At 66.4% G+C, this 21595-nt stretch carries 13 protein-coding genes; 5 read left to right on the forward strand and 8 right to left on the reverse strand.

Annotation, left to right across the window (positions count from 1 at the left end):
- Position 1 precedes the first annotated feature (1 nt).
- The gene (locus NX778_RS05040; protein WP_258810570.1) at positions 2 to 2731 is read left to right on the forward strand and encodes a DUF4118 domain-containing protein; all 2730 of its coding nucleotides are present in this window, start codon (positions 2 to 4) and stop codon (positions 2729 to 2731) included.
- Positions 2724 to 3419 (forward strand): two-component system response regulator KdpE, encoded by a 696-nt coding sequence (kdpE, locus tag NX778_RS05045; protein WP_258810571.1) that lies wholly within the window; start codon positions 2724 to 2726, stop codon positions 3417 to 3419. Before NX778_RS05040 ends, kdpE begins: the two co-directional genes overlap by 8 nt.
- Before the next feature lie 4 nt (positions 3420 to 3423).
- On the opposite strand, the gene NX778_RS05050 is transcribed toward kdpE, so the two are convergent.
- The 3 genes from NX778_RS05050 to NX778_RS05060 all read right to left on the reverse strand — a co-directional run bounded on the left by NX778_RS05050 (position 3424) and on the right by NX778_RS05060 (position 12363).
- Positions 3424 to 5751, reverse strand: coding sequence for a GH92 family glycosyl hydrolase (locus NX778_RS05050; protein WP_258810572.1), 2328 nt, complete (start codon positions 5749 to 5751; stop codon positions 3424 to 3426).
- Positions 5752 to 5827: 76 nt separating this feature from the next.
- Entirely contained in the window at positions 5828 to 10219 is a 4392-nt protein-coding gene (locus NX778_RS05055; protein ID WP_258810573.1) for a DEAD/DEAH box helicase, read from the reverse strand.
- A 113-nt stretch (positions 10220 to 10332) separates the two neighbouring features.
- The gene (locus NX778_RS05060; RefSeq protein ID WP_258810574.1) at positions 10333 to 12363 is read right to left on the reverse strand and encodes an alpha-L-arabinofuranosidase family protein; all 2031 of its coding nucleotides are present in this window, start codon (positions 12361 to 12363) and stop codon (positions 10333 to 10335) included.
- Between the two features lie 377 nt (positions 12364 to 12740).
- Here NX778_RS05060 and NX778_RS05065 point away from each other — a divergent pair, with 377 nt between their 5' ends.
- From NX778_RS05065 to NX778_RS05075, 3 genes are read left to right on the forward strand one after another with little or no spacing between them, the layout of a single operon-like run.
- Positions 12741 to 16082, forward strand: a complete 3342-nt coding sequence (locus NX778_RS05065) for a DUF4450 domain-containing protein (RefSeq protein WP_258810575.1) — start codon at positions 12741 to 12743, stop codon at positions 16080 to 16082.
- A gap of 27 nt (positions 16083 to 16109) precedes the next feature.
- Positions 16110 to 16757 carry a dihydrofolate reductase family protein gene (locus tag NX778_RS05070; protein ID WP_258810576.1) on the forward strand — a complete coding sequence of 216 codons (648 nt, stop codon included), beginning with the start codon at positions 16110 to 16112 and terminating at the stop codon, positions 16755 to 16757.
- A gap of 25 nt (positions 16758 to 16782) precedes the next feature.
- Positions 16783 to 17781: a LacI family DNA-binding transcriptional regulator gene (locus NX778_RS05075; protein ID WP_258810577.1), complete on the forward strand. Its 999-nt coding sequence runs from the start codon at positions 16783 to 16785 to the stop codon at positions 17779 to 17781.
- A gap of 2 nt (positions 17782 to 17783) precedes the next feature.
- On the opposite strand, the gene NX778_RS05080 is transcribed toward NX778_RS05075, so the two are convergent.
- Genes NX778_RS05080 through NX778_RS05100 form a run of 5 tightly spaced genes read right to left on the reverse strand, consistent with a single transcriptional unit; the run spans position 17784 to position 21573 of the window.
- Positions 17784 to 18572, reverse strand: a complete 789-nt coding sequence (locus NX778_RS05080; RefSeq protein ID WP_258810578.1) for a transporter substrate-binding domain-containing protein — start codon at positions 18570 to 18572, stop codon at positions 17784 to 17786.
- Positions 18573 to 18583: 11 nt separating this feature from the next.
- Positions 18584 to 19510 (reverse strand): glycosylasparaginase, encoded by a 927-nt coding sequence (locus tag NX778_RS05085; protein WP_258810579.1) that lies wholly within the window; start codon positions 19508 to 19510, stop codon positions 18584 to 18586.
- On the reverse strand, positions 19507 to 20241 hold the full coding sequence (locus tag NX778_RS05090; protein WP_258810580.1) for an amino acid ABC transporter ATP-binding protein: 735 nt from the start codon (positions 20239 to 20241) through the stop codon (positions 19507 to 19509). The genes NX778_RS05085 and NX778_RS05090 overlap by 4 nt, the downstream gene beginning before the upstream one ends.
- 1 nt (position 20242) lies before the next feature.
- Positions 20243 to 20914 (reverse strand): amino acid ABC transporter permease, encoded by a 672-nt coding sequence (locus NX778_RS05095; protein WP_258810581.1) that lies wholly within the window; start codon positions 20912 to 20914, stop codon positions 20243 to 20245.
- Entirely contained in the window at positions 20914 to 21573 is a 660-nt protein-coding gene (locus NX778_RS05100; RefSeq protein WP_258810582.1) for an amino acid ABC transporter permease, read from the reverse strand. The genes NX778_RS05095 and NX778_RS05100 overlap by 1 nt, the downstream gene beginning before the upstream one ends.
- Between the last annotated feature and the right edge of the window lie 22 nt (positions 21574 to 21595).

The raw sequence follows: 21595 nt of genomic DNA on the forward strand, positions 1-21595 counted from the left end.
GATGGCAACTCCTGGCGACGATCTGCGGCCCGACCCCGATGCCTTGCTGGCGCGGGTCCAGGCCGCCGAGCGCAAGGCCGCGCGCGGCAGGCTGCGCATCTATTTTGGCGCCTCGGCCGGCGTGGGCAAGACATATGCAATGCTGTCGGCGGCGCGCGAGCTGCAGGCCTCGGGCCGCAAGCTGCTGGTCGGCGTGGTCGAAACCCACGGCCGCAAGGAAACCGAGGCGCTGCTGCAAGGGCTCGAAATCCTGCCGCGCAGGAGCATCGAGTATCGCGGCAAGCTGCTGCCGGAATTCGACATCGACCAGGCGCTCGAGCGTGCCCCGGAGCTGATGCTGGTCGACGAGCTGGCTCACTCCAATGTGCCGGGTTCGCGCCACGCGAAGCGCTGGCAGGACGTCGAGGAGCTGCTGGCTGCCGGCATCGACGTTTTCACCACGGTGAATGTTCAGCACCTGGAAAGCCTGAACGACGTGGTGGGCGGCATTACCGGCATCCGAGTCGGGGAGACCGTGCCGGACACCGTCTTCGATGACGCGAACGAGGTGGTGCTGGTCGATCTTCCGGCCGATGAGCTGCTCGTGCGGCTGAAGGAAGGCAAGGTTTACCAGGCGCCGCAGGCCGAGCGTGCAGGCAATAACTTCTTCCGCAAAGGGAACCTGATCGCCTTGCGCGAGCTAGCCCTGCGCCGCACCGCCGAGCGCATCGAAGATGATGTGCGCGCCTACCGCATCGAGAAGTCGATCGAGCCGGTGTGGAATACGGCCGGCGCGTTGCTCGCCTGCGTCGGGCCGGGCGACGATGCCGAACGCGTGGTGCGCAGTGCCGCACGGCTCGCCGGCCAGATGGGCGCTCAGTGGCATGCGGTGTATGTGGAGACACCGGCGCTGCAGCGCCTGGCCAAGCCGGAGCGCGAGGCGATCCTCCAGGCCATCAGGTTGGCGCAGGAGCTGGGAGCGGATACGGCGGTGCTGGCCGGCGCCGACGTGGCAGCCACCGCCATCGACTATGCGCGCAGCCACAATCTGTCGAAGATCGCGTTTGGACGAGACAGCAGCCCATGGCCGTGGCACCAGCCGCGCAGCCGCAGCTTCGCACGGTTGGCACCAGATATCGATCTCATTGAAGTCGCCGCCGGTGGCTCGCCGGCAGGGCGCGCCGCCCGGCTCTCGCTTTCCACCCTGGCCGGCGCGGTGCCGGGCGCAGCGCAGCGCCGATTGGCCCATCTTTGGGCCGCGGTGGCCGCACTCGGCATGGCGCTGCTGGCCACGCCGGCGATCGGCCACCTCGACCTGGCCAACATCGCCATGCTGTTCCTGTTGGTGGTGTTGCTGGTGGCGGTGCGTTTCGGCCGCGGGCCTTCGGTGACGGCGACCTGCGTTGGCGTCGCCTGTTTCGATTTCTTCTTCGTGCCGCCGCGCTTCACCTTCGCGGTGTCCGATTTCCAATACCTGGTGACCTTCGCCGTGATGCTCGCGGTTGGCCTGATCACTGGGCACCTTACGGCCGGCCTGCGCTTCCAGGCGCGGGTCGCGTGGCAGCGCGAGGGCAGGGTACGGGCGCTGTATGAATTCGCACGGGCGCTGTCGGGCGTCCTGCAGACCGAACAAATCCAGGAGACGACGTACGACGCGATCCGGCGCGTGTTCGGTGCGCGCATGGCCCTGCTGCTGCCGGACGACGAGGGGAGGCTTCAACTCCAGCCGGGTGGCGAAGGACGGGCGGCGGTGGAGGTGGGCATCGCGCAGTGGTCCTATGATCACTCGGCGCCTGCCGGCATGGGCACCGACACCCTGGCAGGTAGTGCCGCGTTCTACCTTCCGCTGATCGCGCCGATGCGTACCCGCGGGGTGCTGGCGCTGCAGTCGGACGAGCCGAGCTGGCTGCTGTCGCCGGAGCTACGGCGACAACTGGACACGTTCGCGACGCTGATCGCCATCGCGCTCGAGCGCGTCCATTACATTGAGGTCGCGCAGGGCGCGCTGATCCGGATCGAGTCCGAGCGGCTGCGCAACTCATTGCTGGCGGCGTTGTCGCATGACCTGCGTACTCCATTGACGTCGCTGGTTGGCCTTGCCGAATCGCTCGCAACGTCCTCGCCGCCGTTGAGCGGCCTGCAGCGCCAGACGGCGCAAGCGCTGTGCGACGAGGCCACGCGCATGGGCACGCTGGTGTCCAACCTGCTCGACATGGCGCGTATCCAAAGCGGCGAAGTGCACCTGAACCTGCAATGGCACCCGGTCGAGGAAGTGGTCGGAAGCGCGCTGCGCGCCTGTGGTCCGGCGCTTGGCGCGCACAAGGTCGCGACACGGGTACCGGTCGACCTGCCATTGGTGCGCTTCGACGCTGTGCTGATCGAACGGGTGCTCTGCAATTTGCTGGAGAATGCGGGGAAATACACGCCGCCGCAAAGCACTGTGACCGTCGCTGCGCATCAGTGCGACGGTTGGCTGCACATCGTTGTGGACGACAATGGTCCAGGGCTGCCCGCGGGACAGGAGGAAGCGATTTTCGAGAAATTCACGCGCGGCGAGCGTGAATCGGCCAAGCCGGGCGTAGGCCTGGGCCTCGCCATTTGCCGGGCGATCGTGGAAGCGCACGGTGGCACAATCTTCGCCCGCACACGACCACAGGGCGGCGCCGCCTTTACGTTCACGCTCCCGCTGGGGACACCGCCGGCGTTGCCGTCGCCAGAGGACGAATTGGAAACTGAGGAACAACATGACTGATTCCGCGGGCACCGCCCTGCTGGTGGAGGACGAGCCGCATATCAGGCGCTTCGTGCGTAGCGCGCTCGAACAAGAAGGATGGCATGTGCAAGAGGCCGATGGCTACCGGCGCGGCCTGATCGACGCGGGGACGCGCAAGCCGGATCTGGTGATCCTCGATCTGGGCCTGCCGGACGGGGACGGGGTCGACTTCATTGCGGAGCTGCGCTCGTGGTCCGCCGTGCCGGTGATCGTGCTGTCCGCGCGCACCCATGAAGAGGAAAAGATTCGCGCACTCGATGCCGGCGCCGACGACTACCTGACCAAGCCGTTTGGCGTCGGCGAGCTTCTGGCCCGGGTGCGCGCATCGCGCCGGCGCCAGCGCGCTGTCGATGCCGACCCGACTGGCGATGTCAATTTTGGCGACGTGACGGTGAACCTTCAGGACCGGCGCGTCATCCGTTCCGGCCAGCCGGTGCGGCTGACGCCGATAGAACACCGGCTGCTGGCGGTACTGGTCACCAACGCCGGCAAGGTGATGACTACCCCGCAATTGCTGCGTGCAGTCTGGGGGCCGAATCAATCGGAGAATGCGCATTACCTGCGCATCTACATGGGCCACTTGCGGCACAAGCTCGAAGACGACCCGGCGCAGCCGCGATACCTGATGACGGAAACCGGTGTCGGTTACCGTCTGCAGTTGTCGTGATGCGTCAGGAACCGTAGCCGGACATCGAGAACGGTCGGCTGCCTGGCGCGCGGCCCCAATCCTTGTTCGGCTGCGCCTGCATCTCGAAGCGCAGCTCGCCGCCGGCCTCGATGTCCTCATGGCGCAGGTAGACGCGGTCCAGCGGCTTGCCGTTGAGCGTCACCTTGCCAATGTAGGGGTGCGCGTCGTCCAGGCTATCCGCGACGACCGTGAAGCGCTTGCCGTTCGGGAGATTGACCGTCGCGCGGCTGACGAAGGGGCGCCCGATCACATATTGGTTGCTGGCCGGCGCCACGGGGTAAAAGCCCATCGCCGTGAACACATACCAGGCTGACATCTGGCCCAGGTCGTCGTTGCCCGCCAGGCCGGTCGGGGTCGGGGAGTACTGGCTGTCCATGATCTGCTTGAGGCGCTCCTGCGTGCGCCACGGCTGGCCCGTGTAGCCGTACAGGTAGGCGATGTGGTGGCTCGGCTCATTGCCGTGCGCGTAGTAGCCGATCAGCCCCGAGATGTCCTCGACGTGGGCGAAAGCTTTCGGATCGACCTTGGCCTCGAACAGCGCGTCGAGTTTCGCACTGAGCTTGTCGGCACCGCCCAGTTCCTTCTGCAGGCCGCCAATGTCCTGCGGGACGTACCACGAATACTGCCAGGCGTTCCCCTCAGTGTAATCGCTGCCGTAGCCGACCGCCGCCGGATCGAAGGGCGTGTTGAAGCTGCCATCGGTCTTGCGGGCGCGGACGAAACCGGTGGCCGGATCGAACACATTGCGCCAGTTTGCTGCGCGCTTCTCGAAGGTGGCCGCGAGATCCTTGCGGCCTGCGCTGCGCGCCACCTGCGCGATGGTCCAGTCGTCGAAGGCGTATTCCAGCGTTTTCGATGCCGCCTCGGGTTCCTTGTCGATGGCGACGTAACCGAGCTTCATGTAGTCGCCCAATCCCGCATACGGCGCATAGGTGGCGGACTTGGTCATCGCCTTCAGCGCATCGTCGATCGAATAGCCGCGGATGCCTTTCATGTAGGCGTCGGCGATGATCGGCACCGAGTGATAGCCGATCATGCACCAGGTCTCCAGCCCCTGGTAGGCCCACACCGGCAGGATGCCGAAGGGGCTGGCTTTCTGCGCGGCGATCAGCGAGTTCACGAAGTCGTTGGTGCGCTGGGGCGGCTGCACGAGGGTCATCAGCGGATGCTCGGCGCGGTAGGTGTCCCAGGTCGACCAGGTGGAGTAAAAGCTGTAGTCCTGCGCGAAGTGCACCTGATGGTCGGGGCCGCGATATTCGCCGTTCCAGTCCATCGCCAGGTTCGGCGCCAGCATCGAGTGATACAGCGCCGTATAGAAGCTCTTGCGCATCGGTTCCGGCGCGTCCACGTCGACCGCCGCCAGCGCCTGCTCCCATGCGCCGCGTGCCTGGGCGCGGGCGCCGTCGAAGTCCCAGCCCGGAGCATCGTGATCGAGGTTGCCGACGGCGTTGTCCTCGCTGACGGTGGATACGGCCACTTTCAGCAGAAGCGGCGCACCTAGCTTGCCGAAGTCGAAGACCGCTTCCAGGGCCTTGCCCTGGACTTCAGCCGTATCCGCTGGCGACGTGCCCGGTCCCTTGAAGCCGCGGTAGGTCTTGTTGGATTCGCGGTCGATCAGCTGGCGCTTCGTCATCGGCGCGGAAAAGCGCATCGCGAAGAAGAGCTGGCGGCCCGGCGCCCAGCCGCGCGTTTCGCGGGCGCCGGTGACGGTGCCATCCGGCCGCACCCGGATCGTGGACCACAGCACCTTGCCCTCGTAGTCGTAAATACTGGACCGCAGGTCGAGCAGCACATGCGCAGGCTGCCCGGCCGGGAAGGTGTAGCGATGCCAGCCCACGCGCGCACTGGCGGTCAGCTCGGCGCGCGTGTTGTAGTCGGCCAGCGTAACCGCGTAGTAGCCCGGCTCCGCATGTTCAGTCGCGTGGCTGAATTGCGAGCGGTAGCCGCTGCGTGGCGCATCCGGCGTGCCGGGATCGAGCTTGACCTCGCCGGCGATCGGCATCACCAGCACGTCGCCCAGGTCCGAGTGGCCGCTGCCGGAGAAGTGCGTGTGCGAGAAGCCGAGGATGCTGCTGTCGCCATACTGGTAGCCGGCGGCCCACTTGTAGCTCTTCTTGAAGTTGGTCTGCTCCGTGTCGGGGCTCAGCTGGATCATGCCGAAGGGCGTCGTCGCGCCGGGATAAGTGTGGCCGTCGCCGCCGGTGCCGATCATCGGGTCGACCGACTGGTAGGCGAGCGATGGCCTGGTTTCGGCGGTCGCAGTGGCGGCGAGGACGGTGGCGATGACGGCGGCGAGGAGCTTTCTGCGCATGGACGGCTTCCCTGGTTGGCATTTGCGATGCGATATATTCTTGCAAATCTATCCAACAGGCAAGCAGGATTCGTTCTCAATAGCGAAGGACATCCACCGTGCGTGACTTCGAAGGTGGCGGCCGAAGCGAAGGCATCGCGGGCCGGCTGTGCCCCACCAGCCGCGCGTGCAGCAACTCGCGGTCCGCTGCGCCTTCGTCCTGGTAGCTGATCTTGCCGCTGACGATGGACGCGACCGGGACGCCGTCGCGGAACAGGATGCGGTTGCCGGCGAGGGCAGGCACCTTCGCGCCCGGCAGGAGCGTGCCGCAAAGGTTGAGCGGGTCGACGCCCGAGATGCACACGAGGGTTCCATCGTGCTCGCGGCGGCGCATCTCGCGCAGCACCGGCACCGCTTCGGGCAGCGCGAACTGCTCGCCCGAGAAGCCGGCGACGAAACGGCCGCCGCGGATCTCGCCACGCGCCTCCAGCTTGTGGTACACCGGCAGCAGCTCGCGCCACGACGGCATCCACGCGGCTTCGCGTTCAAGCAGGCGCCAGAACATCACGCCGTAGCGGCGCAGCAGCGTCATCGCGACGTGTTCCAGCGCTTGGGGATCGGTGCGCGGGCGCCGCTCCGTCGGCGTTTCAGGCTGCGCGCGGCGCACCAGCGCCCAGCGTCCGGCTTCTTCCATGCTCGGGCCGGCGCCGCGCCGCTTGCGCTTGTCGGCGGTGGCCCGCTTGTTCGGCGGGAGCAGCATCGCGCGCATGCCGGCAAAGCTGTCGGCATTGACCAGGCCCGTGGCGACCAGCTCGCCGAGCGCGTTCTCCAGCTCCACCGGCAGCAGATGCGCATCATGCTGCAGCTCGTCAAAGAACAGCGCGCCGTCGCGCCGCAGCGCCTCGAGCACGCGGGCCGCGCGGGGCGAAATCTCCGGCTCGCCGGTCGGCGCCGGCAGCGCATGCCATGCCGCTGACTGGCGGCGCGCCAGCAGCACGATCGGCGTCGTGCGTATCGGGCCGGCGGACGCGGAGCGGGGCGCGCCGAGGCGGGTCCAGACGATTTTGCCGGCGCGGCAAAGCTCGTCCAGCCACAGGATCGAATAATCCTGCAGGCGCAGCGCGAGCAGGTCGCTTTCCCAGGCGCCGGCGGCGGCCTCGTAGCCCTCGAGCTGGGCCAGCACCTGCGGCAGCGCGTCCTGTCCCTGCAGCAGCGTATCCGGTGTCAGGTGCTGCCAGTCGAACAGGAAGCGCATGAAGTCGCGCGGCTCGACCGGCTCGATTTCGCGCCGCAGACGTTTGATGGTGTAGCGGTGGATGCGCGCCAGCAGATGGCGTTCGCACCACTCTTCCTCGCTCGCTCCCGGCGTGAACTGGCCGCGCATGACGTAGCCTTCGCTTTCCAGCGCGGCCAGCGCGATCGCGGTATCGGCTTCTGTCAGCGCGAGGCTTACGGCGATCGCCGTCACCGGCTGGGGCCCGAAGCCGGACAGGCGAGCGCGTACCAGTTCGACGAGCGCTGCGTCGCGGGTCCAGTCTTCTTCGCCGTCGCCGCGATGGCTGTCCGGCACCGTCAGCGCGGGCGAGATCGTCGCGTGCGGATAGACGGCCTGCACGCAGTCCAGCCGTTCCAGCGCGACCCAGAGGTCGGCGCCGCCGGCATCGCGCAGGCGCGTCGTACGGCCGGCCGCGGCCAGATCGGCCAGCATGGCGGGCCAGGCTTCCTCTCGTGCCGCCTCGGCCTCCGTGATGCAGCCGAGCGCCACCAGCGCTTCCTGCATCTCGTCCGCATTGCGCGCCCGCGGCCAAGCCTCGTCCGCGACGGCGGCGATCGCGTCCGCGTCCAGTTCGCCCAGGTCGTCCGTGGTGGCCGGATCGGTCCAGCGGCGGCTCATTACAGCGCGTGCCCGCCGTTCCTCCAGCGGCGCGTCGTCGAGGAAGGCGTACGGACGGGCGTTGAGAATTTCGGCCGCCAGCGGCGACGGCGCGGGCAGATCGCGCGCGATCAGCCGCAATTCGCCGGATTCGATCCGGCGCAGCACGGCCAGCCAGCCTTCACTGTCCATTGCCTCGTGCAGGCAGTCGTCGAGGGTCTGGTCGACCAGCGGGTGGCTGGGCAGCTCGCGCTCGCCGACGATGTTCTCGAGGCAGGCCGCCTGGTCGGGGAACACGGACGCCAGCAGGTCATCGCTCTTCATGCGCTGGAGTTGGGGCGCGACGCGGTGGCCGCCTGCGAAGCGGGGCAGGGCGAGGGCAGTGGTGGCGTTCCAGCGCCACCGCACGTTGAACAGCGGCGCATCGAGCAGCGCCTGCACCAGGATATGCTCCGCGCTCGCCGCGCGCAGGTAGCGCCACACCTCGTCCAGCGGGAAGCTGTGGCTGGTCGACAGCGACAGGATGATCGCGTCTTCGGTGGCCGCAGCCTGCAGTTCAAAGTTGAAGCTGCGGCAGAAGCGCTTGCGCAGCGCGAGCCCCCAGGCCCGGTTGATGCGGCTGCCGAACGGCGTGTGCAGCACCAGCTGCATGCCGCCGGATTCATCGAAGAAGCGCTCCATGATGAGCGTTTGCTGGGTCGGCAAGGCGCCGAGGGCGGCCCGCGCGCGGGCGAGGTAGTCGACGATCTGGCGCGCGGCGTCTTCGTGCAGGCCTAGGTGCTCGGCCAGCCATGCGCTGGCGTGGTCCAGCGCGGCCTCGCCTTCACCACCTGCCGCGAGCACGCGCTCGATCTCGTCGCGAAGGCGGGCCACGCCGGCGGACAGCTCGTCGCTGCGGCCCGGCGCCTCGCCCAGCCAGAACGGGATGTTGGGCGCGGCGCCGTGTGCGTCCTCGACCCGCACCTTGCCCGCTTCGACCCGCAGGATGCGGTAGGAGCGGTTCCCGAGCTGGAACACGTCGCCGGCCAGGCTCTCGACCGCGAAGTCTTCGTTGACGGTGCCGACCGAATGGCCCTGCGGCTCCAACATCACCATGTAGTCGGCGTTGTCGGGGATGGTGCCGCCCGAAGTCACCGCCGCCATCTTCCCGCCGCGGCGGCCACGCACCGTGCCCGCCGCGGCATCGCGGTGAAGATAGGCGCCGCGCACGCCATTGCGGGTGGTGTAGCCTTCCGCGAGCATGCGCAGCACGCTGTCGAAACGGGTGCGTTCGAGGTCGGCGTAAGGCTGGGCGCGCCGAACCAGCGCGAACAGTTCATCCTCGGCCCATTCGCGGCAGGCGACTTCCGCGACGATCTGCTGCGCGAGCACGTCCAGCGGCGCGAGCGGGATGTGCAGCATATCCAGCTCGCCGCGCTGGACGCAGTCGAGGAGGGCGGCGCACTCGATCAAATCGTCGCGCGAGGTCGGGAACAGGCGGCCCTTCGGCATCCCGCCGACGTGGTGGCCGGACCGGCCGACGCGCTGGAGCAGGGCAGCGATATTGCGCGGCGATCCGACCTGGCACACGAGGTCGACGTCGCCGATGTCGATGCCCAGTTCCAGCGAAGCGGTCGCGATCAGTACGCGCAGCGCGCCCCGCTTGAGGCGCTGTTCGGCATCGAGGCGGTATTCTTTGGCCAGGCTGCCGTGGTGCGCGGCGACGTGTTCGGCGCCGAGGCGTTCGCCGAGATGGCGTGCCGCGCGTTCGGCCATGCGGCGCGTGTTCACGAAGATGAGCGTGGTGCGGTGCTGGACCACCAGTTCGGCCATGCGGTCGTAGACGCGTTCCCAGACTTCGTTTGCCATGACGGCTTCCAGCGGCACCGGTGGCAGCTCGAGCGCGAGGTCGCGGGCGCGCACGTGGCCGACGTCGACCACGGCGCATTCGGAACCCGATCGGCCGACGAGAAAATCGGCCACCGCCGACAGCGGTTTCTGGGTGGCCGACAGGCCGACTCGCACGGGCTTGTGTTCGCACAGCGAATCCAGCCGCTCGAGGCTGAGCGAAAGATGGCTGCCGCGTTTGCTGCCGGCGACCGCGTGGATCTCGTCGACGATCACTGTCCGAACTGTGGACAGCATGGCCCGGCCGCTGTCCGACCCGAGCAGCACGTACAGCGATTCCGGCGTGGTGACGAGGATGTGCGGCGGCTTGCGGCGCATCTGCTTGCGTTCCGCAGCTGTGGTGTCGCCGGTGCGTACGGCGGCGCGGATGCCGTGCGGCGGAAGATCCATGTCGGCCAACTGGCGGCCGATACCTTCGAGCGGCGCCTCAAGGTTGACGTGGATGTCGTTCGACAGCGCCTTGAGCGGCGACACGTACAGGACTTGCGTCTCGTCGGGCAGGGGCGAGACCGAGGACTGGCGCACCAGCGAGTCGATCGCGGCCAGGAAGGCCGTCAAGGTCTTGCCCGAACCGGTGGGCGCGGCCACCAGGGTCGGCTGGCCGGACTGGATCAGCGGCCAGGCGTGCTGCTGCGCTTCGGTTGCGGCCGGGAAGGTTGAACGGAACCATCCGGACACGGCCGGGTGGAAATTTCGCCAGATACGGTCAAGGGCAAGGCGCTTGTTCATTCCTGGACAGATGGGGGCTGGATGGTGAGCGGCAAGGTCGCCGCTACGCTGGTGCAACAATTGTCCACCATTTTGCACCAGCCAGCCCGCGTTCAGGAACGCACGACTTACTTTTAATAAGGGTTGAGCGCGATTTTCAGGACGGTCACCGAATACGGCGCAAACGTCTGGCTGAAGCTGGGAGCGAAGCCGCTCGCCGGCGATTCGACTGGCACGATGTGCTTCGGATCGGCAATCGAATTGGTCTCGTCAGGCGCGGCGGCAGCGAGGACCACCTTGCCCCCAGTCGGCAGCACTTGCTTCGCACCGTCCAGCTCGATACGCACCTCTTGCGGCGTGGCTACGGTATTCACGACCTTGATGTAGAGCTCACCTTTTTGGGCGTCACGGGTTGCCGAGAAGTACAGGCTGGGAATATCCCGTGGCGGCTTTGGCGCCTCGTTCTTGCGCTCCGCCGGCGTCCAGCTCTGCATCGGCACGCCCTCGGCCGACAGCGGCAGGGAAGCCGTGCCGAGATATTCGCTGAACATCTTTTGCGCGTAATACGAGGGCGAGCCATAGCTGGTCAGGCCGTCGTACCCGATCAGGTCGCTTCGCCACTGCATGCCGCCCTTGTTGACGTTCACGAACAGCGGCGCGTAGCTGGCCATGCTGATGATGTCGGCGTTGCGCTCCATGCCGGTCATGAAAGCGGCATCGCCCAGCGCGCCCAGCATATTGGTGGTCGGCGCGCCTTCGCGCGTGGCCCATTCGCCGATCAGGATCTTCGGCCGCGAGCGGTCGTATTTGTCGTAGCGGTGCGCGGCTTCCATCCCGGCGCGGCCGTCGAAATAGTAGTGTTCGTCGATCAGGTCGGGCACACGGCTGGACAGGTGCTGGCGCTGTCCCAGGCTGTCCAGGCCATTGACGGTCGAGATGAGTTTCAGCTGCGGGTACTTGGCCTTGATCGCGTCGTAGAACTGGGTGAAGCGGCCGTCATAGGTCTTCTGCTTGTCGAATCCGTCCTCGTTGCCGATCTCAATATAATTCAGCTTGAACGGCGCCGGATGCCCATCTTTTGCACGCTGCGCACCCCACTTGGTGTCGACGCCGCCGATCACGTATTCGATCTCGTCCAGCGCCTCGTCGACGTAGGGCTGCAGCGCGGGGCCGGCGGCGATGGTCTCGCCCTTGAGCGCGTAGCCGGCGAACACGGCCAACAGCGGTTCGGCGCCGATATCTTCGGTCCAGGTGAGGAATTCCAGCAGGCCCATGCCATCGGAGGACCGGTAGCGCCAGGTGCCCATGTGGCCCGGACGCTGCTCGATCGGCCCCAGGGTCTGTTTCCACTGGAAGCGCGTGTTGACCGTATCACCTTCGAGGTAGTTCCCGCCCGGGAGGCGCACGAATTTCGGCCGCATGTCGGCCATCATTTTCATCAGGTCGGGACGCAGCCCGTTCGGCCGGTCATTCAGCGTGGGAGGAAACAGCGAGACCTGGTTGAACAGAAGCGTCCCCGGTTTTTCAGTTGACAGCACGAAGCGTGCGTCCGTGGTGGGAGCGAGGTTCGCGGGTGTGGTCAATTGAACGGAGTACTTGGTCCATTGCCCACTAATTCCGGCGATGCTGGCGCTGGCGTAGACCGTGGCGCCGTCGCTGCTTTCGATGCTGGCGCGGACCGGCACCGCGCCTCCGGCCACTGCGCGCGCGTAGAAGCTGGCGCGGTAAGTGGTGCCGGGCTTGACGGGAATCCCCCAGTAGCCATCGTTGGCGACGCCCACGCGGCGGCCGGACGCCGCTCCGGTGGCGTCAAGCTTGAGTGCCGTCGTCAGTGCTGTTCCCGGAATTGGCGAATCCCGATCCAGCATCATCGTGGCCGCGCCGCCGCTGGCTTGCACCAGGGACCAGTGGACCGGCTGGTTTTCGTCGTCCCGGAAGGCCCGGTTCCGGATCAGCTCTGCGTACAGGCCGCCGTCGTAGGAATAGTTGATCTCCTCCGTCATCAAGCCGTAGAAGTGCGGGCTGATCGGTGTTCCCGCGACGGCGGTGTTGATCCTGACGACGGTCTCCGCGTGGGCGCCACAGGCCAGCAGGAACGCCGCGAGCGCAATGCCTTTCAGGACCGGTAAGCGGGAAGCTCGGGCAGCGGGGAGGCTTGGGAACAAGGTCTTTCCTTTCTTGATTGTTTGTCTCGTTGGCGGAACGATGCCGATCCTGTTGATACTGCCGCAACGTGATCCGCTTTTATATCGACGTAGCTTTTGCGGGCAGCCGCCTCGGTTCGCGCGCGCACGGCGCCGGCGGCATCATCGGGGCTGGTGGCCGTTGCTATGAGAAACGTCATGCGGCTCGCTTGGGCGACCCGGCCAGACACCATTGCGCCTGTCCTGCCGTTGCCAATCGCGAGAGCTTCCTTGAGTGTTCCACGTGTAAATGCACATGGGGTGACACGATGAACAAAAATCAAATTTCTGATCAGACTATCGGGGTCGAATAGACGAAGATTGGCGCGCAGTGACACCAAACCTTCGTACCTGATCCAATGACTGATCGCCGCCAATTCCTCGAGATTGCCGCTGCCGGCGTAGCGACGGTGCTGCTGCCGGCGCGGGCCGTGCAGGCAGCGGCGGCCGTATCGGCGTCGGCAGGTGGCAGCCCGGCCGACTATGCGCTGCGCGAGGGCGCCATTGTGACGCGCGCTGGGCGTGGCTTTATCGGTAACCGGCCGCTCTATGGAGGAAACGACGGTTCCTTCGTGCTGGCCGGCGACCTGCCGCTGGTGCGGCTGGGCCAGAACGCCTTCGTCCACGGTGCGTTGATGCTGGCGTTTGCGCGCCCCGGCCAAGCGGCGGCGTGGCTACACGAGCTGCAGGCGGAAGCCAGTTTTCGCGACGGCGTGGCTGGCTGGCTGGTCCGCAGCGAGCGATGGCCCGATCTGGAATTCTACCTGGACCTCGTGCCGACGATGGACGGCGCCGGCCTCGCGCTGCGTTTGCGGGTGAATGGCGCGCGTGCCGGCGATGAGCTGGTATGGGCCTATGGCGGCGTGTACAAGCCGGGCGGCCGCGCCGCCTGGAAGCTGGATGTGGTCGGGCATCCTGAGCTGCTGAAGCAAGGATTCCAGCCCGAGCGCTGCCGCGGGAATCACGCGTCCCTGGAAGCGGATTCGTTCCAGCTTGGGCTGGACCGCACGATCAGCGCCGGCCGCTGGAGTGTGCCAACGACCATGACAGTCGGCGACGCCTCGGCCCTGGCCGACCCGCGTTCGCTGGCAAGCGGCGCCGGCGGCGAATTGCCGCTGGTATGCGGCCGTATCGCGGGCGACCAGTTGCACGAAGCATTCTTCGCGGTGAAGGTGGCGGAGCAGCAAGGGAAGGGCGCCCCACCGGATCCCAAGGCGGCGTTCGAGAACGCGCTCGAACGGCGAGTGCAGGTGGCAGGCCGCTTTACCGTCTCCACGCCCGATCCCTACCTGAACGCGCTTGCACCGGTGGCGGCGCTGGCCGTCGATGGCCTGTGGCGTCCGCCGGTTTTCGTTCACGGCGCCATGCTATGGGATAAGCCGCTGCCCGGCTGGCGCACCTTGTACGGCGCCACCGCGCTTGGCTGGCATGAACGGGTAGGCGCGCAAGCCGCTCACTATCTGGCGCGCCAGGTCACTGTTTCGGACAAGACCAGCGCCAGAACCGATCCGTCGCGGCTGCACAGTGAACAGCATCCGGATTCGCGCCTGTACGGCCGCGGCCGGATCGTGCTCGACCAGGGCATCTACGATATGCAATCGCAGTTCTTCGACCAGCTGATCCATAGCTGGCGCGCGACCGGCGATGCCGCGTTCGAGGCTCGGTTGCGTCCCGCCCTCGAGCTGCATCTCGAATGGCTGCGCGAGTGCTTCGACCCTGACGGCGACGGTCTCTACGAAAGCTATATCAACAGCTGGCCCACCGATTCGGTCTGGTACAACGGCGGCGGCTCGGTCGAGGCGACGGTGTATGCCTGGCGCGGCCATGTCGCGGCGCGGGACATGGCCCGGCGCGCCGGCGACCTTGCTTCGGTGGCGCGGCATGAGGCCGTGCTGGAGCGCATCCGCGCCGGCTTTTTCGGCAAGCTGTGGAACGAGCGCAAGGGGCACCCGGGCGCCTTCGTGGAGCAGGGTGGCCATCAGCGCCGCCACGATGATCCCTGGCTTTACAGTATCTTCCTGGCGGTCGATGCCGATTCCCTGCTTTCGCCAGAGCAGGCCGTCCAGGCTTTGCATTACGCCGCATCAACCCTCGAAAACAAGCGCATGCCGCTGGGCGGCCGGACGGTGGTCACCTCGAACTGGGTGCCCGGCATCTGGTCAGTCCGCGAGAACTGGCCCGGCGATAACTATCACTTGGCATTGGCCAATTTCCAGGCAGGTCTGGCCGAAGACGGATGGGACATCCTGCGCGGCGCCTTCATGCAGGCCGGTTTCAACGGCAATGTGCCGGGCAACCTGGGCGGCCTGCAGGGCGGCACCGATTTTGGCGACTGCGTGCACATGTTCTGCCGCAGCGTGGTCGAAGGACTGTTCGGCTACCGGCCCGATTATCCGAATGGACGCGTGGTCATCGCTCCACAGTTTCCGGCCAGCTGGCCACAAGCGGAGATTCGCACCCCGGATTTCGCGCTGCGCTTTGTGCGCTCCAGCACCCGGCTTTCGCTTGACGTGGAGCTGGCCAGGCCGGCGCCCTTGACGCTGCGGCTGCCGGTGCGCGGCAAACCGAAAGCGGTACGCGCCGACGGACGTCACGTGAGTTTCCGGACTGTCCCGGGATTTGGCCACTCGATGCTCGAAATCGACTTGCCGGCGCGGGCAAAGGTGGCCGTCAGTGTCGACCTGGCGCTGCAGGGGACAACGGTCGCCGCAACTGTCGTGGCGGGAAATGTCGGCGAGCCGATCGCGCTCGACGCGAACGGCGCCTCCATCCTCGCGATCTCCGACCCAGAAGGCGCATTATCGAACGCCCGCGTTGACGGCAGGCGCGTGACGGCCTTGCTCGCCCCGAATCCCGGACCCCATACCGTATTCCTCGCGGTCGAAGAGGCTGACGCACCGCAATGGCGGGTGTTCCACCTTCGAATCGACGATCCGGCGGCCGAGCGTACGCGCCGCGCACAAACCTTGGCACGCATACCGCAAGTAGCGTCGTGGGCGACTGTCGGGCTGGCGAGCGCTGCCAATGGCGACATCCGGACCATCTTCAAGCAGCAATACCTGTCGCCGCGCCCCGCGACGGTTTCCCTGCGCATCGGTAGTGATGGCTATTCCCCGTGGACCTTCACCCACTGGAAGAGTGGCCCGCCCGAAATCAAGCTCGACAGGATCAACGCCCTGCGCAGCGGCCCCGGCCAGATCCGGACGCCGCAGGGCGTGCCGTTCGCTTGGAAGGACGCGCAAAATGTCGCGTTCACCTCACTGTGGGACAACTGGCCCAGCCAGGTCTCGGTCCCGGTCGACCGCAGCGGGGAAGCGGTGTTCCTGCTGATCGCCGGCTCGACCAATGTCATGCAGTGCCACATCGCGAACGCGGTCGTGCGCCTGGAATACGAGGATGGACGGGAAGACAGGCTGGAGCTGGTCCCGCCGGAAAACTACTGGAACCTGTGTCCGATCGTCGTCACCGGCCTGTCCGTCGAGCAGCATTCGCGCAGCGACTATACCGATCCGGCTGACGCATTCGTGGTGAAGAAACCATGGCCGGAGACTGTACAATTGGGCGAGAACTGCCGCGCGATGCTGCTCAATTGCCGCTTGCGGCCCGGAATCAAGCTGCGAAGGGTGATGCTGGAAACCTTGTCGCAGGAAGTGGTCGTGGGGCTGATGGGGGTATCGATCATGAACCCCGGGAGCGCGTGACGCTCCGCACACAAAAAAGGAGACCAGATGTCCGAACTCAAAGTACGAAGCTTCACCATCTCGCTCGATGGCTTCGGAGCGGGACCGAACCAGACCCTGGAAAACCCGATGGGGGAGCGTGGCGGCACGTTGCACCAGTGGTTCCGCGGCACCCGCACTTTCCAGACCATGATCGGCAACGCGGGCAAGGGAACGGACGGTGCGGACGAGGACTTCGCCGCGCGTGGTTTCGAGAATATCGGCGCATGGATCCTGGGCCGCAATATGTTCGGTCCTGTGCGTGGTCCGTGGCCTGACGACAGCTGGAAGGGCTGGTGGGGCGACGAACCGCCGTACCACGTGCCCGTGTACGTGCTGACTCACTATCCGCGCGAGCCGTTGGAAATGAAGGGCGGCACCACCTTCTATTTCGTCACCGACGGCATCCAGTCCGCCTACGACCAGGCGATGAAGGCCGCCAACGGCAAGGATGTGCGACTGGGCGGTGGCGTTGAAACGGTGCGCGAGTACCTGCGCGCCGGCCTGCTCGATGAGATGCACCTGGCGATCTCCCCTGTGTTGCTGGGTTCAGGCGAGAACCTGTTCGAAGGCCTGGACCTGGCAGCCATGGGATTCCGCTGCACCGAGCACGTTCCGACCGCGGCCGCTACCCACGTCGTGCTGCGTAAGGATTGATTCTCGGGCGGGTATAATCGGGGCCATGAACGACGCCCTGAAACCCGCCCCGGAGCCGACCCTGTCCGATGTCGCCGCGCTGGCGGGCGTGTCGCGCGCAATCGCGTCGCGCGCCCTGTCTGCGCAGCCGCGTCCCGTGTCCGCCGACAAGCGCGAGCGGGTGCTGCGTGCCGCCGAGCAGCTGGGCTTCCGTCCCAATCTGCTCGCGCGCGGGCTGGCCAACAAGACGGTCAACCTGGTCGCCATCCTCGTCAATCACATCCACGACCTGTCGGACCTCGACCTGTTCGACCTGCTGCTGGCGGAGATCCAGGCGATCGGCAAGCAGGTCATCTTCATCCGTGTCGGCGCGGGCGACCATGCCGAAGCCTTCCTGCGCGACGGGGTTGCGTATCACGTCGATGCGGCGCTGGTGTTTTCTGATTTTGCCGATGCCGCCACCGTGCGGCGCATGTTCCGCAACAACGCGGTGCTGATGCTGAATGGCCATCACGATCCGGGCGCGCCGTCAGTCACGATGGACGAGGACCAAGGGATTCGAGAGGCTGTGGCCGATGCCGCCGCCAAAGGTGTGCGGACGGCGCTGCTGCTGACAGGACGGACGATGTCGCTGGTGGAGAAGGCCCGTATCGCGTCCTATCGCGCGGCGCTGGCATCGCATGGCATCACGCTGCTGGCCGAACTGGCCGGGGATTATTCATACGCCAGCGGACGCGCGCTGGCGCAGCAGATCGACGTGGAAGCCACCGGCGCCGTGTTCTGTACCTCGGATGCGATGGCGATGGGCGTGCTGGATGCGCACCGCCGGCATTTTCCGGAGCACCGGCCAGCCCGCTTCCGGCTGTACGGCTTCGATAACATCTCGCTGACGCAGTTCGACGCCTATCCGATTTCATCCATCGGCGCGGACAAGCGCGACTACGTGGCGCAGATCGTGCGTATCCTGAACCAGCCCGCGGACCTGGCGCAGAACAGCGACCACGTGCTGGTCGCCACCCGCTTCGTTCCTCGGCTGACCGGCTAAAATTATTGCGGGGTCAACGCCGGCGGTGCAGCTTTACTACCCCACCACTTCTTGTAGTTGGCCGCGTAGGCGCCGGACTTGATGTAGTCCGAGACGAAACCGTTCACGAACTTCAGCAGCGCCGGATCGCCCTTGGCCATCGCGATGCCGATCGGCGTATTGCCGTACATCGTCGGCAGCGTCTCCAGCTGCTCATTCTTGCTGGCCAGGTAGTCGAGCAGCGACGAATCCTCGATGCCGGCGTCGGCGCGCTTCTGCTGCAGCAGCAGGACGCCATCCGGCGCGAAATTATCGGTGTAGACGAACACCGCCTGCGGCGCCGATTTCCTCAGGAAGGCGTCCGCGGTGGTGCCGCGGCCGACCACCACACGCTTGCCGTTCAGGTCCGCCAGCGTCTTGATGTACGCGCTCTTTTGCGCGATCACGCGCAGGCCGGCTACGTTGTAAGGGATCGAAAAATCCACCACGCGCGCGCGCTGCGGCGTGATCGAGACGTTCGCCACCACCAGGTCGAGCTGCTTCGACATCAGCATCGAGATGCGCGCATCGCTGGAGACATCCGAAAAGCGCGCCGGCACGCCAAGCTTCGCAGCGAGCTGTTTGGCGACGTCGACGTCATAGCCGACCGGTTCATTGCTGGCGTTGCGAAAGCCGACCGGCTCGCCGCCCAGCGAGACACCGATGCGCACGTAGCCGCGCGCCTTGATGTCCTCGATGCGTCCGGCCAGCGCCGACGTCGCAACCAACATCAAGGCCGCCGCGGCGGCGTAGCGTTTCAGGCGATGCTGCATGATCTGTCCTTTCAAGATTGGATGGCGGAGGCGACGCGCAATTCCGGCGCGGCCATGCGCTCGTCCCAGTACCAGTAGCGGATCTCTTCGTCGCAGCGGTAGTTGACGACCTGGTGATTGCCTTTGGCGTCCATCGCGTGGATGACGACACCGGCCAGGAATCCGGTCTTCAGCTCCGACAATTCGTCCACCGCCAGCTTGATGGCGTCCTGCAGAGTATAGCCAAGCCGCAGCGCGAGCACGATGCTGCGCGAGGTCCCGCAGCGCATGGTCATTTCGCCGGTGTGGGTGCAGGCCGCGGCGCCGTAGCGGCTGTCCGCGTAGAAGCCGGCGCCCGGAATCGGCGAGTCACCCAGCCGGCCCGGATACTTCCACGCCCAGCCGGATGTCGACGTGACCACGCCGATGTTATCGCCCGCGTCGCGGCCCAGGAAGACCGTGGTGTCGCGCACGCGTTCGGGGTCGGTGATGGTGTTGCTGAGCGGGGCCAGCGCGATATCGGGAAAAGCTGCCAGCTGCTCCGGCGACATCTCCTTCTGCAGCCGTTCCCACCACACGCGCTTGCTGTCCGGGTGCAGCACCTCATCGATTGCGAATCCACGCTCAGTGGCGAAGCGACGCGCGCCGGCGCCAGTCAACATCACGTGTGGCAGGTGCTTCATCACCTCGTGCGCCAGTGCGGAGACGGGCAGGGTGCCCGGCACTGCGCCGACTGCGCCGACGTCGCGCGTCGTGCCGTCCATGACGCCGGCGTCGAACTCCATGTCGCCCAGCATATTGGGCCAGCCGCCGTAGCCGACGCTGCGCACCTTCGCCTCGCGTTCGACCTTGGCGATGCCGCTGACGAGGGACTCGATACTGGCGCCGCCTTGCTTCAGCAGCTCGACGCTGGTCTCAAAGCCGGGCCAGGCCTCGGCGTTCGCAAGCAGCATTCTCATGACTTACTCATTTTTGAAAGGAATTGGGCGATGCGCGGCTGCGCCAGGCCACCGTCCGCGGCGAAGAACTGCGCGGTTGGCAGGTCGGCCAGCAGCCGGCCCTGGTCGAGGAACACGATGCGATCGGAGATCTGGCGGGCGAATTCGATTTCGTGTGTGACGAACAGCATCGTGGTGCCGTTCTCCGCGAGCTTGGCGAGGATGGCCAGCACCTCGGCCGTCATCTCGGGATCGAGCGCGCTGGTCACTTCGTCCAGCAGCAGGTAGCGCGGCTTCATCGCGAGCGCGCGGCAGATGCCGACACGCTGGCGCTGTCCGCCGGAGAGCTGCGCGGGATAGGCGTCCACGCGGCCGGCCAGTCCCACGGAAGCCAGCAGTTCGCGCGCCTCGTCTTCGGCCTGGCGGCGCGGCACCTTCAGCACTTCGATCGGCGCCAGCGCGATGTTCTGCAGCGCCGTCATGTGCGGATACAGATTAAACAGCTGGAACACGGTGCCGCAGCACCGGCGCGCAAGCTGCAGCTGCTTCGGGTTGTCCACGCGGTTGCCGTCGACGGAAATCGTTCCGCCATCGAGCTTTTCGAGGCCGTTGATGCAGCGGATCAGGGTCGACTTGCCGGAGCCGCTGGCCCCGAGGATCGACACTACTTCGCCCGGCGCGATGCGCAGGTCTACACCATCGAGCACCGTGTGCTTGCCGAAGCGTTTGGCCACGCCTTCGATCTGAATCATTCTACAAACCCTTCCATTGACTATGGGCGCGCAAGCGGGTCTCGGCGCGGGCGCAGGCCCGGGCGATCAGCCTGGCCATCAGGTAGTACAGCAGGCCGATCACGGTCCACACGATGAAGGGCTTGAGCGTGCGCAGGTTCAGGATGGCGCCGACCTTGGTCAGGTCGGCCACGCCGATTACCGAGATCAGCGAGGTCACCTGCAGCTGGTTCACCAGCAGCCCGGCCAGCGGTCCGAGGCCGAACGCTGCAGCCTGTGGCGCCACGATGCGGCGCAGCGTTTGCCAGCGGCTCAAGCCGAATACGCGCGCCGCTTCCAGTTGATCGCGGCCCACCGATTCGATGGCGGACACCGCGATCACGTAGATGAAAGCTGCCGTATTGCCGGACAGCGTGATGAGGGCGGCCTGCACCGGCGTGAGGTCGGTCTCGAGCAGCACGGGCAAGCCGAAGAAGACGAGGAACAGCTGCACCAGCACGGGCGAATTCTTCAGCAGCTCGGTCACCGCGGCGGCCAATGGCGCCAGCACCGGCGTGCGGTAGTAGCGCAGCATCGCCCAGGCCAGGCCGATGACCAGGCCGATGGCGGTGGTGGCGGCGAACAGGGCGACGGAGACGCCCAGTCCCTGCAGCAGCAGGATCAGGTCATGCGGCGTGAAATCGGTGTAGCGCATCAGCCGTGATCCCGGTTCAGGCGCCGGTGCAGCGCGCCGGCAGACAGCGACACCAGCCAGGTCAGGACGGCATACAGGACCAGGAGCAGGGCGTACACCTCGAAGGGTTGGAAGGTGTCCGCCGCGATGATCTTGGCGCTGCCGGTCAGCTCATTGAGCGTGATCGCCGACAGGATGGACGAGGTCAGGATCAGGTTGACGAACACCGATCCCAGCGGACGCACGGAACTGCGCAGCGCGATCGGCAGCACGATGCGACGATAGAGCGCGAAGCGCGACAGGCCGCTGACCTGCGCCGCCTCCAGCACGCCCGGTTCCACCGCCAGGATGCCGGAGCGGATCACATCGGAAGTGAAGGCGCCGCCGGCCAGCGACAGCGCCAGCACGCCGGTGCTGAAGGCGTCGAGCTCGACGCCGATTTCCGGCAACCCGTAGAACAGGAAGAACAGCTGGACGATGAAAGGCACGTTGCGGAAGATGTCGACGTAGACCTCGGCCACCCGCCGTGCCAGCGGCGATGCGGCGGTGCGCATCAGGGCTGCGATGATGCCCAACACGAGGCCGCCGGCCAAGGCCAGCGCGCAGGCGAGGGCGGTCAGGCGGGCGCCGGCAGCCAGGTCGCCGAGATAGGGCGCAAGAAGGGTCAGGTCGAACGACAAACAGTGTGCTCCCGCTGGAAAG

Origin of the sequence: Massilia terrae, assembly GCF_024753145.1 — a bacterium.
Classification (GTDB): Bacteria; Pseudomonadota; Gammaproteobacteria; order Burkholderiales; family Burkholderiaceae_D; genus Telluria; species Telluria terrae.

What these genes read in the sequence shown, in the direction of transcription:
- NX778_RS05080 (WP_258810578.1), bottom strand. Translation starts at nt 18,572, where the DNA reads ATGCAGCATCGCCTGAAACGCTACGCCGCCGCGGCGGCCTTGATGTTG.
- NX778_RS05095 (WP_258810581.1), bottom strand. Translation starts at nt 20,914, where the DNA reads ATGCGCTACACCGATTTCACGCCGCATGACCTGATCCTGCTGCTGCAG.
- kdpE (WP_258810571.1), top strand. Translation starts at nt 2,724, where the DNA reads ATGACTGATTCCGCGGGCACCGCCCTGCTGGTGGAGGACGAGCCGCAT.
- NX778_RS05070 (WP_258810576.1), top strand. Translation starts at nt 16,110, where the DNA reads ATGTCCGAACTCAAAGTACGAAGCTTCACCATCTCGCTCGATGGCTTC.
- NX778_RS05050 (WP_258810572.1), bottom strand. Translation starts at nt 5,751, where the DNA reads ATGCGCAGAAAGCTCCTCGCCGCCGTCATCGCCACCGTCCTCGCCGCC.
- NX778_RS05090 (WP_258810580.1), bottom strand. Translation starts at nt 20,241, where the DNA reads ATGATTCAGATCGAAGGCGTGGCCAAACGCTTCGGCAAGCACACGGTG.
- NX778_RS05040 (WP_258810570.1), top strand. Translation starts at nt 2, where the DNA reads ATGGCAACTCCTGGCGACGATCTGCGGCCCGACCCCGATGCCTTGCTG.
- NX778_RS05085 (WP_258810579.1), bottom strand. Translation starts at nt 19,510, where the DNA reads ATGAGAATGCTGCTTGCGAACGCCGAGGCCTGGCCCGGCTTTGAGACC.
- NX778_RS05055 (WP_258810573.1), bottom strand. Translation starts at nt 10,219, where the DNA reads ATGAACAAGCGCCTTGCCCTTGACCGTATCTGGCGAAATTTCCACCCG.
- NX778_RS05075 (WP_258810577.1), top strand. Translation starts at nt 16,783, where the DNA reads ATGAACGACGCCCTGAAACCCGCCCCGGAGCCGACCCTGTCCGATGTC.
- NX778_RS05065 (WP_258810575.1), top strand. Translation starts at nt 12,741, where the DNA reads ATGACTGATCGCCGCCAATTCCTCGAGATTGCCGCTGCCGGCGTAGCG.